The sequence below is a fragment of the Butyrivibrio sp. genome, assembly GCF_015056685.1.
In the GTDB taxonomy this organism is placed as follows: Bacteria; Bacillota; Clostridia; order Lachnospirales; family Lachnospiraceae; genus Butyrivibrio.
Map to the genome: position 1 here is coordinate 59,413 of NZ_SVFW01000015.1, position 16,432 is coordinate 75,844.

The window sequence follows — 16,432 nt, forward strand, 5'->3', positions numbered from 1 at the left end:
TTAGTGGAAAGTTTTTTCATAAAGCAAGTTATCTTTAACTTGAATTAAGTTTTAAGGAGTAGTATTGTACATAACAAAAATGGCAAAATAAACTAATTGATTTTGCAAAATCTGTTATGTTTGTTTTAGCGGTGAGAATATAAGATGATAATTGAGAAACCTCAATTTAAAATCATTTTAGAGAGAAAGGCATGACTATGAATAGATTCAGACAGTTTAGTAATCAGATGATGTATAAAATGGCACAGTTTTTTTACGGAAGAAATGGCTTTGATAATTTAGCAAGGACATGCAATGCTTTGGCAATTCTTATGCTTGTAATTAATATATTTGCTCAAAGTGCGGTTATTTACTTCATTTGGGTGGCATTATTCGCATATACGATCTTTAGGATTTATTCAAAAAACATTTCAAAAAGATATGCTGAGAACCAGAAATTCCTGCAGCTCACAGAGGTTCCAAGACGATATGCAAATCTTGCAAGACTTCAGTGGAGAGACCGTTCTGTCAGCAGATATTATTTATGCAAGAGCTGTCATCAGCAGATCAGGGTACCAAAGGGCAAAGGACGCATTGAAATAAGATGTCCTAAGTGTGGTGAGAGATTTATCAAAAAGACCTGATTAGTATGGAGGAAGCGGTATGGTAATGGATCCTTATAAAGTTCTCGAGATAAGTCCCGGAGCTTCAGAAGAAGAGATAAAAAAAGCGCATAGAAGACTTGCCAAGAAGTATCATCCGGATTTAAATCCGGGAGATGAACTTGCAGCTAAAAGGATGAATGAGATAAACGCTGCATATGATATTCTTACGCGTCCCGGTGCTGAGAGATACAGAAGTACATATGCATATTCACAAGCACAGGCTCAATCTCAATCACAGGAGAGGACCTATAGTCAGGAGGAGAATCCTTTTGAAAACTATGGTACTTATTGGCAGTGGACAAATGCAGATTTTAACAGGAATTATGGCAGGCCTGATGAAAGTTGGAATACCTGGAATAATTGGACCGGCTGGAACAGGACACCTGTTTATGGCGGCTCATTATTATTTAAAGTCTTCCGTTGGTTTATTATCCTGCAGATTTTGTCATTTTTCTTTAGGTTGTTCCTATTCTTTTAATGTTCATAATATTCCACATTTTTGCTAGTGTAAGCGCTTACACTAGCATATGTTCAAGTGATATAAATTATCATAACATAATTGTATGTATAACTTGAACAAAGTGACAAAAAATGGAGGAGTATTATATGTCTGTGCACGTTATTGATGAAGCAAATCGTTGTTTACAATGTCCAAATCCCAGATGCAGGGAAAATGGATGCCCTATTCATACAAATATTCCTGAAATGATACGTCTTTTTAAGGAAAATCGTATGATGGAAGCAGCTCAGATGCTCTTTGAGAACAATCCGCTTTCAATGGTGTGTTCTTTGGTATGTAACCATGGTAATCAGTGTGAAGGTAATTGCGTAAGAGGTATTAAGGGAGAGCCTATTCATATTTCTTCAATTGAGAATTACATTTCCGATTCCTGTTTTGAGAGATTAGAACTTAATCCTGCTCCTTCAAATGGCATGAAGGCAGCTGTAATAGGTGCAGGCCCCGCAGGAATAACAATTGCTATTATTCTTGCCCTAAAGGGATACTCCATAACTGTTTTTGAAACACACGATAAGATTGGCGGAATCCTTCGATATGGTATTCCGGAATTCAGACTGCCGAAATCAATATTAGACAGATATTATAAAAAAATGCGCGAGCTGGGAATCAAGTTCAGACCTAATTTCTCCATTGGAGGTTCAACAGGAATACAGGATCTTCTTGATGACGGCTATAAGAGCGTATTTATTGGTACCGGTGCATGGAAGCCTAAACGTCTTGGAGTTCCTGGTGAGACCTTTGGCAATGTATTCTATGCAATAAACTATCTCAACAACCCGGATGTATACGAGCTTGGTGACAAGGTAGCCATAATAGGCGCCGGAAATGCGGCTATGGATGTAGCCAGAACTGCCATAAGACATGGTTCAAAAGAGGTTGTTGTATATGTGAGGGGCGATTCAGTAGGCGCTTCTGAGGCAGAATATGAATATGCCAAAGTTGACGGAGTTAGGTTTGAATTCCGTAAAGCCATCGTCAGAATAGAAGACGATGGAGCAGTATTTAGCGATATGGAGCCCGATGAAGAGAAGATTGCTGAAAGCAAGGCCAAGGGAGAGGAACTGAAAAAGACTCCATTTAAAGTTATTCCGAATTCGGAGCATCTTATTCCTGCAGACAGCATAATAATCGCTATTTCCCAGGTGCCTCAGGATCGTTTGGTAAATCACGATAAGGACCTGAAATTAAATGAAAAAGGTAATCTTGCAACAGATTCAAAAGGAGAAACCTCACTTCCCGGAGTATTTGCTTCAGGAGATGTGGTTACAGGAGCTAAGACTGTAGTGGCTGCGGTTGCAGTATCCAAGCAGATTGCTGAAGATATGGATAAATACATGAAGAACAAGGATTGAATATTAAGGGAGCATATCAAATATGGTATGTTCCCTTTTTTATTAAAAAGAGTACATGATATAATTTCCTTAATGTTTATAGTGATTACTGCAATAGGGGGACTAATATAGCGTGAAAAAGACAGTAATATCTGACTGGACTATAAAGAGAATAAAGGACAACACGATTTATGATACGTTAGTACCTGGAAGTGTGCTGAGTACATTACAGGAGAACAAGGTTATTCCGGATCCGTTTGTGGGTGACAATGAAAAATATGCCCTTGAAGTGATGGAAGAGGACTTTGAATACGCGACGAGCTTTGACTGTGATGCGGATTTTTTTGCAACAGACAAAAAAGAGCTGGTATTTGAAGGGATAGACACTATTGCAGATATCATTTTAAATGATAAGACTATTTTGCATGCTGAAAACATGCACAGGACTTACAGGATTGATGTAACACAAAGCCTTAAGGAAAAAGAGAACTCTCTTAAAGTATATTTCCATTCTCCAACAAAATACATAAGAGAAGCATATAAAGAGTGCGAGTGCGACGGCTCTGAGGATGCAATGGTGGGCTTTGCCAACATAAGAAAGGCGCATTATATGTTCGGCTGGGACTGGGGTCCTAGGATTCCTGATGCCGGACTTTTCAGGCCTGTAAGTCTGGTCGGAATAGAAAAAGCGAGAATAGAGAACGTCAGGATCCATCAGCAGCATTCAGAAGGCGAAGTGAAACTGTGCCTGTTTATAGATGATGAAGTAATTTCTGATAATACAGGCATCAGCTATGATGTGAGGATCATTTCGCCGGATGGAGATGAAAAAGAAATAAATAACTATAAAGGGCAGATGATTCCTATTGAGAAGCCAATGCTTTGGTGGCCCAATGGATTTGGAGAGCAGAATCTTTATACTGTTACCGTAATACAAAGGGTGGGAGACAAGATTACCGATGAAGTAACAAAGCGCATAGGTCTTAGAACTATGACAATTACAAGAAAAAAAGACCAGTGGGGAGAGAGCTTTTCACACTGCGTTAATGGTGTCGATATCTTTGCCCTTGGAGCCGATTACATTCCGGAAGATAACTACCTTTCCAGAATTACACCAGAAAGGACAAGGCAGCTTTTAGAAGACTGCAAAACGGCGAACTTTAATTCCATAAGAGTCTGGGGCGGGGGATTCTTCCCTGGAGATGAGTTCTATGATATATGTGACGAGCTGGGACTTATTGTTTGGCAGGACCTTATGTTTGCCTGTGCCGTCTATGATCTGAATGAGAATTTTGAAGATAATATACACCAGGAAATAAAAGATAACATAAGGCGAATCGAAGGCCATGCCTGTCTTGGGCTTATCAGTGGAAATAATGAGATGGAGCAGTTTGTAAAAGAAGGTGTCTGGGTAAAGACACATAAGCAAAAGGCTGACTACATCAAGATGTATGAGTATCTTTTCCCAAAATGGATTCATGAATATGCTTCGGATACCTTTTATTGGCCCTCAAGCCCATCTTCAGGAGGTTCCTTTGACAATCCGAATGACGATAGCAGGGGTGATGTACATTATTGGGAGGTGTGGCACAGCAACAAGCCATTTACCGAATTTAGAAAGCATTTCTTCAGATATCTTTCGGAGTTTGGTTTTCAGTCAATTCCATCAAGAAAGTCCTTAGAAAAAGTCATGGAGAAGGAGGAGGATTTTAATCTCTTTTCCTATAATATGGAAAAACACCAGAGAAACAGCTCTGCCAATGCCAAGATCATGCAGTATATGCAGTCAACCTTTAAATATCCATGTGACTTTGATGTTCTGACATATGCATCCCAGCTTTTGGCTGGAGAAGCGATCAGATACGGAGTTGAGCACTTCAGGAGAAATCGTGGAAGGTGTATGGGCGCCATCTATTGGCAGCTTAACGATTGCTGGCCTGTTATAAGCTGGTCTTCAATAGACTATTATGGCAGATGGAAGGCACTTCATTACTATGCTCAAAGGTTCTTTTCACCGGTTTTGGTAAGCTGCGAAGAGACAAGTACTGTATCCGAGGGAATTTTAGTAAATTCAGAAAAAACTGATTTTACACCTTCAATAAGACTTAATATATCAAATGAAACAATGAGCGACAAAGAGCTGACTTTGGAGTGGGAGCTTAGAAATGCAGCAGGAGAAACAATTACTCCTGAAATTAGGGAAATTAAGACCAAAGACGCTAAAGTAGTGAAAGTTCCTGCTCTGTCAGCAGTCTGGCTTGATAAGGTAAGCCTTCCCGGAATAGATATATATTCAAATTATGTATCCTTCAGAGTAAGAGATAAGAATAAAATACTCTCTACAGGCACAGCATTTTTTGTTCCAGCTAAGTATTTTCATTTTGAAGATCCTGAGCTTAAAATAACAGCTGTTTCTGAAAAAGAGTTGATGGTTGAGGCAAAAGCTTTTGCTAAAAATGTAGAAATTAGAAATAGGGATGATGATCTTGTCCTTGAAGATAACTTCTTTGATATGAACCCGGGACAGAGGATCATAGAAGTTAAGAGAGGGCAGCTGGATGGTCTGAGAGTAAGCAGTGTTTATGATATACATTAGTGCTTTATAAATAGAGGAGTAAGCAGTTAAAATGGGGAATACAAAGATCTACTATGAGAAGCCGGCCGAGAGCTGGAATGAAGCCTTGCCTGTAGGAAATGGAAGGCTTGGAGCAATGATATTTGGGAGGGTGGAAAAAGAGCTTATACAGATGAATGAAGATTCCATCTGGCTGGGAGGCTATAAAAACAGGAATAATCCTGATGCACTGAAGAACCTTCCAAAAGTAAGAAAACTTTTGATGGATGGAAATATAAAAGAGGGTGAAAAGCTATTAAAAAGAGCCTTTTCCGGAACACCTCAGAGTATGCAGCCTTATCAGACACTTGGGAATCTCGAGATATCTTTTGACTATAAAAATGGTGAAATAAATGATTATCGCAGAGCTCTTGATCTTGAAAACGCAGTTGCAACTACAGAGTTTAAAGTTGGAGACATAAACTATAAGCGAGAAATATTTTCCAGCTACCCTGACAATTGCATGTTTATGCGTATCTCAGCTTCAGAAGCAGGAGGTATATCTTTTGATGCATTATTGACCAGAGGAAGAGAGTATCAGGCAGTTAAGAAAATAAATGACCATACTATTTATCTTTATGGCAAACTTGGCAGTGATGGAATGGACTTTGGAGTAGTAGTTACTGCAAATGCCGTAGGAGGTCAGGTTGCTGTAATAGGTGAGAGTCTTGTTGTTAAAGAAGCAGACGAAGTGATTTTGACCATAGACGGTGGATCTACATTCAGATATAAAGAGCTTGAAAAAGAGCTTTGTGAAGAGTGCAGTTTAACTTTGCCATATGAAGAATTAAAGAAAAGACATATAGCCGATTACAGAAAGCTCTTTGACAGAGTCTCATTTTCTCTGGATTCAGATGACAGAAGCTATGAAGAAATGCCGACAGATAAAAGGCTTGAGCTTGTAAGAGAATGCGTTGATAAGGGGAATGAAGTAAAAGATCTTGGTATTTATGTTCTATATTTCAATTTCGGAAGATATTTGATGATTTCCGGAAGCAGACCAGGATCCCTGCCACTAAATCTTCAGGGAATATGGAATGACAGTTTTACACCTGCCTGGGACAGTAAATATACCATAAATATCAATACAGAAATGAATTATTGGCCTGCTGAAATCTGCAATCTTTCGGAGTGCCATCTCCCACTTTTTGATCTGATGGAAAGAATGTATGAGCATGGAAAAGAAACTGCAGCTTCAATGTACGGTTGCAGAGGAATAGTTGCTCATCACAACACAAATATATGGGGAGATACTGCGCCTCAGGATCAATGGATTCCCGGGACTTACTGGGTAATGGGCTTTGCGTGGCTGTCTACCCATATTTGGAACCACTACGAGTATACTTATGACAAGGATTTCCTGAAAGAGCACTATTATCTGATGCTTGAATCAGCCAGATTCTTTTTGGATTTCCTTATAGAAGATAAGGACGGATACCTCGTTACCTGCCCTTCTGTATCCCCTGAGAATACATATATAATTGACACATTCCATAAAGGCTGCAATGGATATGGTGTTACCATGGACAACATGATCTTAAGAGATCTTTTCACACAATGTATTGCAGCTTCTGATGTTCTTGGCAGGCATGATGAAGAAATTGATGAAATGCAAAAAGCCAAAGACAGGCTGCGTCCAACAAGTATTGGAAAGTATGGTCAGATAATGGAATGGGCCAAAGATTATCAGGAGCATGAGCCCGGACACAGGCATATTTCACAGCTATATGGTCTTTTTCCATCAGATCAGATTTCGGTTCAGTCCACAAAAGAGCTTGCAAATGCTGCCAGAGTCACAATTGACAGAAGACTTCAAAATGGTGGCGGACATACCGGGTGGAGCAGGGCGTGGATAATAAATTTCTATGCAAGGCTACATGATGGAGAGAAGGCCCTTGAGCACTTAAATATGCTTCTGACCAGATCTACTCTGAATAACTTGTTTGATAATCATCCACCTTTTCAGATTGATGGTAACTTTGGCGCTACTGCAGCGATTGCCAATATGCTTTTACATGACACTTCAGACGGACCGGTTGTGCTTCCGGCACTTCCAAAAGAATGGAAAAGCGGAAGTATAAAAGGCCTTAAACTAAAAGGGAATAAAACCATAGATATAGTTTGGAAAGACGGAAAAATAATGAGTAAATGCAAATCAGTGTAAAACAAGCCCAAATCAGTGTAAGGGCTTGTTCTGATTCGGAGCATATGCTACCATATTTTTATAAAAGAAAGGGCGAATTTTCGTTAGGGTGAAGGAATGATTATTAGATAATTTGATTTAGGTGAACATGTTGATGTTGCTGCTATTTCTGATAGCAGTATTATGTGTACGCTTAAATTGGATTATCATGCATTCTAAGCCTGTCATATATAGGTCTTTTTTGTATGAGTCTATTTTGTGTACGCAGGATAGGCTTTTTTTATTTTTTTTTACTAAAAAGCCGACAAGGGAGGCTTGTATATGTCTAAGAGATTATTGATCAAAGCAGAGAATATAGCACATTCATTTGGTGAGCAGACAGTTTTGAATTTTGACAGATTCTATCTGTATGAAGGAGAGAAAGTGGGGCTTGTTGGAATGAATGGTGCTGGAAAGACTACGCTCCTTAAAATCCTTTCAGGTGAATTAGAGCCAACTAAAGGCTTCGTTTCAAGAGACTGTGAGCCTTTCTGTTTTGAGCAGTTTGGCGGGAGCGACGCATATTATGAAACAGACTTTAGCGAAGCGGGCAAAATGGGCGTAAGCCAAAAGCTTTGGCAGGAAAATGTAAGTGGAGGTGAGGACACTAGAATCAGACTCGCCCAGTTATTTTCATGTCCTCATGCAGTAGCTTTTTTAGATGAGCCTACATCAAACCTTGATTATGAAGGCGTGGAGATTCTAAAGAAGCGGTTAAAAGAAATAGAAACGCTGGTAATGATCAGTCATGACAGATCGGTACTGAATGATATATGTGACCGTATAGTAGAGATTTCTTTTGGAAAGCTTAACTGTTATTCGGGTAATTATGATGACTACGTTATTCAAAAAGAAGAACAGTTTAAAGCCATGCAGTCAGAGTATGAGAACTACCAGGCAGAGAAAAAGCGGCTTCAGAGGGTTTATACTCAGAAAAAAGCAAAGGCAAAAACTGTTGAGAAAAAACCAAGGAATCTTACTTCAAGCGAGGCAAAGGCCATCAGCTTATGCGGCAACAGGAAGCCTGAAGACAAAGCGCGAGGAATAGAAAAAAGTGCTGCAAATGTGCTCAAGCGCATTGAACATATGGAGGTTAAAGAGAAACCGAAGGAAGAACTCACAGCAAGACCGGATTTCAGACTGACCAATCCACCAAGGAATCCTATTGTCATTAGAGGAGAGCATATATCTTTTCAATATGATGACCATATGATATTTGATGATGCTGACTTTATTATCAGAAATGGCAGCAAGGTAGCTCTTCTTGGCGGAAATGGTGCGGGAAAGACAACTCTTCTTGAGCTGATAAGTGACCAGTATGAGGGAATACATATCGTTCCCGGAGCGAAAATTGGATATGCAAAGCAGAACATGTCACAGATTGATCTTGAACAGACAGTGCTTGAAAATGTGCGTAGAGTCAGTATCCAGAGCGAGAGCCTTTCCAGGATAGTACTTGCCCGTCTCTTATTATCAGAAAGAGATATGAATAAAAAGGCATTTGAGCTTTCCGGTGGCGAGCGCATGAAACTCTCTTTTGCCATGCTGTTTGTGTCAGATGTTAATCTGTTGATATTTGATGAACCTACTAATTACCTGGATATTCCGTCGGTCGAAGCACTTGAGAAAATGTTAATGGAGTACGAGGGGACGCTTTTGTTTACGTCCCACGATAAGGTCTTCGTTGATAGGATAGCAACAGATAGATATCGTATAGAATCAGGAAAAATTATACCTGTACTGGCTTGATTGGAGCATGTAGTGTACTTTAAGCGGTGCACCAAGGCAAAAAAGCTGCTAAAGAGTAAGTAAATCAGTGCAAAACAGTCCAAATTGAGTGTATTTCGTGTTAATGACTCTTCGTAGTGATAAGTTGGTGATCAGGAGGAAGTGGTAAGATGCAAGATACAATAATTAAGAATACTATGCAGAGAGCAGATAGGACTAAGGACTTTAGCATAGAAAAGAATTATAGAAACAATGAAGTTCTTAGAGCATCTTTTAACAGACTGGCTGAAAAGACCTTTGGGCTTAATTTCGAAAACTGGTATAGAAATGGATTTTGGAAGGACAACTACATTCCATATTCGGTGGTGATAGATGGTGAGGTTGTTTCAAATGTCTCAGTTAACGCCTGCAATATGAACTATAAGGGCCAAATTGTTAAGTTGATACAGCTTGGAACGATCATGACAGATGATGACTACAGAAGGAATGGGTATGCCAGAGCTTTGATGGAAGAGGTGCTAAAAGACTATGACGGAAAAGTTGATGGAATCTACCTCTTTGCCAATGATTCTGTACTTGAGTTCTATCCAAAATTTGGGTTTAAAGAAGCAAAAGAATATCAGTTTACAAAAGATGTGACAATATCTGGCGAATGCACTGCACAAAATGTACCGCTGAGGGATAAGATTGATTTCGACAGGACTGTAGAGATTTTAGATACAAAAAAACAGAACGCTCAGCTTTATATGGTCGATAATCCCGGATTGTATATGTTCTATCTGTCGCAGTTCATGACGGAGAACCTGTTCTATATTGAGGAGTGCAACAGCTACGCTATTGCTGAAGTGGAGGATGACACACTGATCTTACACGCCATCATTGGTGCTGGGGCAGTAGATGAGGTTATCAGGGCATTTGGATCTCAGGTGAAGAAGGTAATTCTTTGCTTTACCCCGAATGATGTTAGAGGCTTTGAAAAAAGCGAGCTTCATGAGGAAGACACTACGTTTTTTGTACAAGGGAAGTTCTTTGAGGATAGCCGCGGCGATGAATATATGATGCAAGCTATAACACATGCATGAAAAGGCACATCATACTAAGACAAGACCCCAAACAGGAGATGCATTATGAAATTATCAAAACTTGGTATTTGTGGAATTATCAGTTTGCTTTCATACACGGCAATGGTTGTGTTTTCGCCCCTTGCCTATCCGGGATATGACTGGCTTAGCATGGCGGTAAGTGATCTAAGTGCTGTTGGAGCTCCATCTGCAGAGCTTGCAGGGCAGTTGAATGCCTTGTATGGACCTTGTGGACTTGTTTCTATCATGGCTGTCTGCGTGGCATCTCAGAATCTTAAGACTAAGATTTTGAGGCTGGGAATATATTTCTTTGCAGCTATGGAATGGATTTCTGATGTTGGTTATAAACTCTTTCCATGGGTGGCAGATGCTGACAGTAGTCACCCTCAGAACGTGATGCACCTTATAGTGACTGCCCTTGTGGTGATCTTTTCACTGACGGCGCTGATCCTGTCAATAATTGGAGCAAAAAAAGAAGGGATGAAATCTCTTTTTATCTGGGCATGTGTGTGCCTTGCTGCAATGCTGCTTGGACCTATCGGAACAGGAATCATGCCAAAGGCAGTATTCGGGCTATTTGAGAGATTCAGCACCTTTTCGGCAGTAGCCTTCAATGCAGTGCTGGGAACGTTTTTGCTACTTGGAAAATTTGGAAAGAACTTTGACTAAGCAGCTCCAAAAAAGCATAAAAGTAAGTGCAAAACAGACCTTTATCAGTGTAAGTGATAAGGTCTGTTTTTATTTGGTGATAAAGTTAGAACAGGAAGAGAAAAACATATTTGGAAAAGGAGATTAGCCATGACAGATTATATCGCATTTTGCGGACTTGATTGTGAACAGTGTGAAGCGCGTATAGCAACAGTTAATGACAACAACGATCTAAGAGCAAAAGTGGCCAAAGAGTGGTCAAAGCTCAATGGTGTAGAAATAACCCCCGACATGATCAACTGCGTAGGCTGCAGGCTTACGGGGTGAAGTTCCCATATTGCCAGTCCATGTGCGAGATTAGACAGTGCGCACTGGGAAGAAAAATTGAGACTTGTGGAGATTGCCATGAAATGAATGCATGCTCAAAGCTTTCCCAGATTATCAGTACTAATTCTGATGCAAAACGCAGACTTGAGGGCAAATGAGACTTTAAGAATGAAAAACTCTGATATAATTGGTTTGATATAGTCAATCACACTATTACAGGGGGTTATATGGAAAATAAGGATTTTATTGAGAATTCTGAATTACGTATTGCTATATGTGATGATGACAAGTCTGATCGGGAAAAGGTACATGTCCTTCTTCAGGACTACTTGAAGAAAAACTCTATAAAAGCACATGTCAGGGTATTTGATCACCCGGACACACTTATAGAGGAGTGCGAGCATTACAGGCCCCATATTTACATTTTGGATATAGTTATGCCAATGGTTACAGGAATACAGGCTGCCAGAGAACTACGGTGGAATCAGCCGGATGCCCAGATCATTTTTGCAACTTCTGAGAGCTCATATGCGCTGGAGTCTTTTGATGTAAATCCCATAAATTATATTTTGAAGCCGATTGAAAAGGAAAAGTTCTTTTCAACTCTTGATCTGGCTATTTCCCGCGTGGATATCGGGAGTGATAAAAGCGTTTGTATAAAGATCAAGGGTGGTATGCAGACATTGCACCTTGGTGACATTCTTTATATAGAATATCGCAACCATGTGGTTTCATATCATATGGATAATGGCGAAATCATATCAACTCCAACCTTAAGGATAGGATTTGCAGAATATCTTTCAGAGAATCATCCAAGCAAAGATTTTGTAAGATGTCATGAATCAATAGCTGTGAATATAGCAGCAATTGATAAATTGACCAAGATAGATATTACGCTTCGCGGTGGGGAACAGATACCTGTAACAAAGAGCAGATATTCTGAAGTTATGGATAGTTATATGGATTATAGGCTGTAAGAACCTAGTGAAGTACTTTTGAGCTTGGTTCGCGCGTCTTCCGGCGAGCGAATGCGAGAGCGGAAGTTCATTATAAGGAGATATCAATGCCGAAAGTTAAGCTGACCATAACGGAAAGTAAATGTAGATGTGGTTATTTCAAAGAAGGACAGGAGTTATGGTATCGGTAGACAGCTGATGATGAAAAGAAGAGGGTAAAGATATGAGCCTACAATTTGTAAAAGCAAGCACTTCTGATGCTTTGACACTTAATGGAATATCTAAAAGAGCTTTTGATAGCGATGTTCAGGTTGGAGCACCGTCAGCTGGTGGGCCACCTGGATATATGTCTGTTTCTTATCACACAAAGATGGCCAGAACAAATCATTTGTATATGCTCACGGACAATGGACTAATTGTTGGCGGTGCGATTCTATTTTTGGAAAAAGACAAGTTGAACATTGGAAGGATCTTTGTAAGCCCAGAGCATTATCGCAAAGGCTATGGAGTCTACATGATGCAGGAAATTGAGACAATGTTTTCAAATGTAAAGGAATTTGTATTAGATACGCCCATTTGGAATGTCAGAACAAACGCCTTTTATACCAAGCTGGGATATGTGGAAGTGAGTCGGGATAATGAATTCATTTATTATATTAAGAAATGTGAGTGATGAGGGAGAAGAATCTTTCAGTTAAATGCACGATGACAAACGGATCATATCAGCGAGGAATAATAGCTATGAATAAAGAGTGGTCTGAACAGAATAAAAGAATGCAGTCGCTGATCAAAAAGGCAGATACATTTAATGAGGGTAAGGATGTCCTTTTTGAATTGCGAAACGACCTGATGAATACAGCTGAGAACATAAATATAATAGGCGCCTTCTGTGGGGTGCGCGATGTCGAGGAACTTACAGAGGAGGCACTTTACAGAAAATACAATATCCATCAGGCTGATGTGATGGCGCTGTTTGGAGGTACCATCCTGTGCGGTGGTGATGTAATGGCTGAGGCGATGAGGGAGAATGTCGCTAAGACATATATAATCGTCGGAGGCTTTGGACATACCACTTCTACCCTGCAGGAAACAATGAAAGCTCTTTTTCCGGATGTTGATGCATACAATATGCAGGAAGCGGAATTATTCAATATCTATCTGAATAGAAAATTCGGACTTAGCGCAGATTATCTGGAAACTGCGTCAACCAACTGTGGTAATAATATCACTAATCTGCTGGAGCTTCTCGAAAAAAACAATATACCATGCAAGAGCATTATCCTTTCGCAGGATGCGACCATGCAGCGGAGGATGTCTGCCGTGATGAGAAAGTACAGACCGGAGCTTCAGATCATCAATTACGCAACCTACCGGGCGGAGGTGGTCCGGAAAAATGGAGATATTTCTTTTTCATCGGACATAAAAGGCATGTGGGATATGGATCGGTATATCAGCCTTATCATGGGAGAGATTCCGAGGCTTATGGATGATGAAAAAGGTTATGGCCCCAGAGGAAAGGGATATATTGCACATGAGGACATCCCGCCCGATGTACGAAAGGCCTTTGACGAGCTTCTTGAGCAATACGAGGTACGTAAAGCAAATCCGGAATTTTCATCGTAGATACGCACAAATTCAGAAGTGTTGAGTTTTAATTCTCCTTATACTGTAGGTCAGTGAAGGAGGATGAGAGATGAATACTGAACAAATCAAAGAAAACAAACTCAAGATGATTCTTGGTTTTTCGATCCCGAGCATTATCGCGATGCTTCTGGAAACGGTTATAACCATGACGGATGGTTATTTCACTGGAAACTATGTGGGGGAGAAAGCCTTGGCGGCTATCAACCTTGGACTTCCGATCTTGTATTTTTACTTAGGGATCGGGCTTTGCGTGGGTGTCGGAGGAACTGTTATATGTGGCCGGCTTCTTGGAGCAGAAGATGGGAAAAGAGCCAACGAAGTGCTTTCACAGACTATCGTTACTTCGCTTGTGGCCTGTGTTGTAATATCTGCGTTTTTGGCAGTTCTTTTCGCGCCAGTTAGGAACCTGCTTGGGGCAGATGCGGCCCTGGCGGGATTTTTTAATGAATACTACAAAGTCATGCTGCTAAACTACCCCTTAATGGTGCTGACAACAGTGCTTGGGATGTTCATAAGGGTGGATGGCAAGCCGCAGGTATGTATGATCATAACCATCACGGGATGCGTGCTTAACGCAGTTTTGGACTATGCGCTGGTTGCCGGTTTAGGTCTTGGCGTGTTTGGAAGTGCTATAGGATCGCTTACAGTCCAGGCGATCACAGCGCTGGTTATGACTGGATATTTCTTATCCAGAGCGTCAGGCTTGTCCTATACCAGATTTGCATTTGACAGGGCACTCAACAAGGAGATCATGTTTAACGGATTTTCCGAATTTATCGGAGAGATGGCCAGTGCGATATCAATGTTTGTCTTCAACTTCGTACTGATGAAGTACGCAGGGCCTGAAGGAGTGGCGGCGTTTACCATCCTTGGTTATGTCGTATATGGATTTAGCATGATCTGCATAGGCTTTGGGCAGGGGCTCACGCCACTTGTAAGTTTCATGTTTGGCGCAAAAGAGTTTGAGACAGCAATAGAATTAAGGAAGATCACAAACAAGATACTCTTTGGAATCGGAGTAGCAATCGCGGCGATTTTCTTACTTATGGGAAGATCATACGCCGGACTCTTTGGATGCAGCGATATCGTGGTGGACATGGTGGTGACAGGATTTAGGTTCTACTTGGCTACTTTCCTGGTTATGGGTTATGATGTAATCAATTCAATGTACTTTACAAGCTGTGGTGATGCCAAGTCTTCGGCTCTGATATCATCACTGAGAGGAATTGTTCTGCTTCTTGCATTTACGTTCATTCTTCCTATGATCTTTGGGATGAAGGGAATATGGATGGCAGGACCAGGGGCGGAGATTTTGACTGCAGTAGTTTCGTTTTGCCTTATAAACAGGCAAAGGCTTGCGCTAGAGGAAGGAAAACCGGCGTGGAAACCAGAGAAAGCTCTACAATAAGGAGCGAAGTGATCAATAAGGCGATCACATATATCTTTGACCACATAGATGATGACATTACTGTTGATGATGTGGCAAGACATTGCGCTTATTCCAGATACCACCTCACCCGTATGTTCAAGGAAGATACGGATGAGGCGCTGTATCAGTTCATCAAAAGGATTCGCCTTGAGAGAAGCGCATGGCGCCTGAAGGTTGAAAAAGAGAAGAGCATTACGCAGATTGGCGAGGATTATGGATATTCCTCGTCTAATTTTGCTACTGCCTTCAAAAAGCATCTTGGAGTATCGCCGGCAAGCTTTCGGAAAAACAGTGAGCAGATGGTAGAAGAAAGCTCTTTTTCTCATGGACTTACGTTGGACGATCTGGATAAGGCAGAAAAGCAGATCACCGTGGAATACCTAGCGGATTTTACTGTTATTTATGAAAGGAAGCGGGGGAATTATCACGATCTTCCTAATGCGTGGTGCGAGTTCATTGATAAGTATCGGCATCTGGCAGATGAGAGTACAACGTATATAGAATGCACCATAGATGATCCCTCTATAACCGATGAGAATAACTGCATGTATGAGCTTTGTCAGACTGTTTCTGCTGACAACCCTCTGGTAAAAGAGAATCCGGATATCCTTACTCATTCAGTTGATGGCGGAAAATACGCAGTTTATCATTTTAAGGGATTTCCAAAGTTTCTCTATATGGTGTACCAGGAGATATTCTGCCGATGGCTTTCAAGGACCGGTAACGAGCTTGATGAGAGGCCTATCTTTGATGTGTATAGGGATATGAGGGAAGATGGATACATGGAGATAGATATCTGTTTTCCGCTGAAATCAGGAACATGACATACTGTTGTCCTGCTTGGTTTATTAAGATATGCGAAAAGGGTGATCAAATGAAGTTCACTATCTGAAGATGACAAAGTTTTATATTGGACAATTGCAAAAGATGAAGTAAAAAAACAACTAAAAAGCCCAAGTACAGCAAAATTCCCTTTTGCGGCAAATAGTGAGGGGGTTTCAATCACAAAAACTGGCGATATTATGACTGTAAGTGCCTATGTGGATGCCCAGAATTCATTTGGTGCTATGCTAATGAAAAAGCACTCTCACTTCCAACAGAGTGAGAAATCAAGAAATATAATATCAGTGATTTTTAGGTCGTTATCCGTGTAGATGACGACCTAATTTTTATTGTGTGATAGGCTTGTTTAGACGAACTTTTGTCGGCAGAAAAGATGGTATCGATTGTCGAAAAAGAGAATAGGGACAATATCAGTGATAGTGGGAATTACCGCAGTACTTCTTCTCGCAATGGGCAGGGAAGCCTATGGAGTTTCAATGCTGTT

Annotated in this window: 15 protein-coding genes; all 15 read left to right on the top strand. The window is 40.6% G+C overall.

The features are described from left to right. Nucleotides 1-191: 191 nt before the first annotated feature. The 15 genes from E7303_RS07245 (at nucleotide 192) to E7303_RS07310 (ending at nucleotide 15,929) form a co-directional block, all read left to right on the top strand. On the top strand, nucleotides 192-623 hold the full coding sequence (locus E7303_RS07245) for a hypothetical protein (RefSeq protein ID WP_292144531.1): 432 nt from the start codon (nucleotides 192-194) through the stop codon (nucleotides 621-623). 19 nt (nucleotides 624-642) lie between these two features. Then, nucleotides 643-1,122, top strand: coding sequence for a J domain-containing protein (locus E7303_RS07250; RefSeq protein ID WP_292144532.1), 480 nt, complete (start codon nucleotides 643-645; stop codon nucleotides 1,120-1,122). Nucleotides 1,123-1,250: 128 nt separating this feature from the next. Then, nucleotides 1,251-2,516, top strand: coding sequence for an NAD(P)-dependent oxidoreductase (locus E7303_RS07255; RefSeq protein ID WP_442861644.1), 1,266 nt, complete (start codon nucleotides 1,251-1,253; stop codon nucleotides 2,514-2,516). 112 nt (nucleotides 2,517-2,628) lie between these two features. Further along, a complete protein-coding gene (locus E7303_RS07260) occupies nucleotides 2,629-5,091 on the top strand; it encodes a beta-mannosidase (protein WP_292144534.1) in 2,463 nt (820 codons plus the stop codon). Between the two features lie 31 nt (nucleotides 5,092-5,122). Next, nucleotides 5,123-7,273: a glycoside hydrolase family 95 protein gene (locus E7303_RS07265; RefSeq protein WP_292144535.1), complete on the top strand. Its 2,151-nt coding sequence runs from the start codon at nucleotides 5,123-5,125 to the stop codon at nucleotides 7,271-7,273. Between the two features lie 300 nt (nucleotides 7,274-7,573). Next, nucleotides 7,574-9,040, top strand: a complete 1,467-nt coding sequence (abc-f, locus tag E7303_RS07270; RefSeq protein WP_292144536.1) for a ribosomal protection-like ABC-F family protein — start codon at nucleotides 7,574-7,576, stop codon at nucleotides 9,038-9,040. Between the two features lie 149 nt (nucleotides 9,041-9,189). Beyond that, on the top strand, nucleotides 9,190-10,101 hold the full coding sequence (locus E7303_RS07275; RefSeq protein WP_292144537.1) for a GNAT family N-acetyltransferase: 912 nt from the start codon (nucleotides 9,190-9,192) through the stop codon (nucleotides 10,099-10,101). A 45-nt stretch (nucleotides 10,102-10,146) separates the two neighbouring features. Next, nucleotides 10,147-10,770, top strand: coding sequence for a DUF998 domain-containing protein (locus tag E7303_RS07280; protein ID WP_292144539.1), 624 nt, complete (start codon nucleotides 10,147-10,149; stop codon nucleotides 10,768-10,770). A gap of 129 nt (nucleotides 10,771-10,899) precedes the next feature. Beyond that, nucleotides 10,900-11,076, top strand: a complete 177-nt coding sequence (locus E7303_RS07285; protein WP_292144540.1) for a DUF3795 domain-containing protein — start codon at nucleotides 10,900-10,902, stop codon at nucleotides 11,074-11,076. Nucleotides 11,077-11,096: 20 nt separating this feature from the next. Next, a complete protein-coding gene (locus tag E7303_RS18155; protein WP_442861645.1) occupies nucleotides 11,097-11,234 on the top strand; it encodes a DUF3795 domain-containing protein in 138 nt (45 codons plus the stop codon). Between the two features lie 69 nt (nucleotides 11,235-11,303). Continuing rightward, a complete protein-coding gene (locus E7303_RS07290; RefSeq protein WP_292144541.1) occupies nucleotides 11,304-12,053 on the top strand; it encodes a LytR/AlgR family response regulator transcription factor in 750 nt (249 codons plus the stop codon). Between the two features lie 202 nt (nucleotides 12,054-12,255). Then, a complete protein-coding gene (locus E7303_RS07295; RefSeq protein ID WP_024865553.1) occupies nucleotides 12,256-12,705 on the top strand; it encodes a GNAT family N-acetyltransferase in 450 nt (149 codons plus the stop codon). Continuing rightward, nucleotides 12,705-13,655: an ElyC/SanA/YdcF family protein gene (locus E7303_RS07300; RefSeq protein ID WP_330601641.1), complete on the top strand. Its 951-nt coding sequence runs from the start codon at nucleotides 12,705-12,707 to the stop codon at nucleotides 13,653-13,655. The genes E7303_RS07295 and E7303_RS07300 overlap by 1 nt, the downstream gene beginning before the upstream one ends. 70 nt (nucleotides 13,656-13,725) lie before the next feature. After that, entirely contained in the window at nucleotides 13,726-15,084 is a 1,359-nt protein-coding gene (locus E7303_RS07305) for an MATE family efflux transporter (RefSeq protein WP_074890637.1), read from the top strand. After that, a complete protein-coding gene (locus E7303_RS07310; protein ID WP_292144543.1) occupies nucleotides 15,057-15,929 on the top strand; it encodes an AraC family transcriptional regulator in 873 nt (290 codons plus the stop codon). Before E7303_RS07305 ends, E7303_RS07310 begins: the two co-directional genes overlap by 28 nt. The last annotated feature ends 503 nt before the right edge of the window (nucleotides 15,930-16,432 follow it).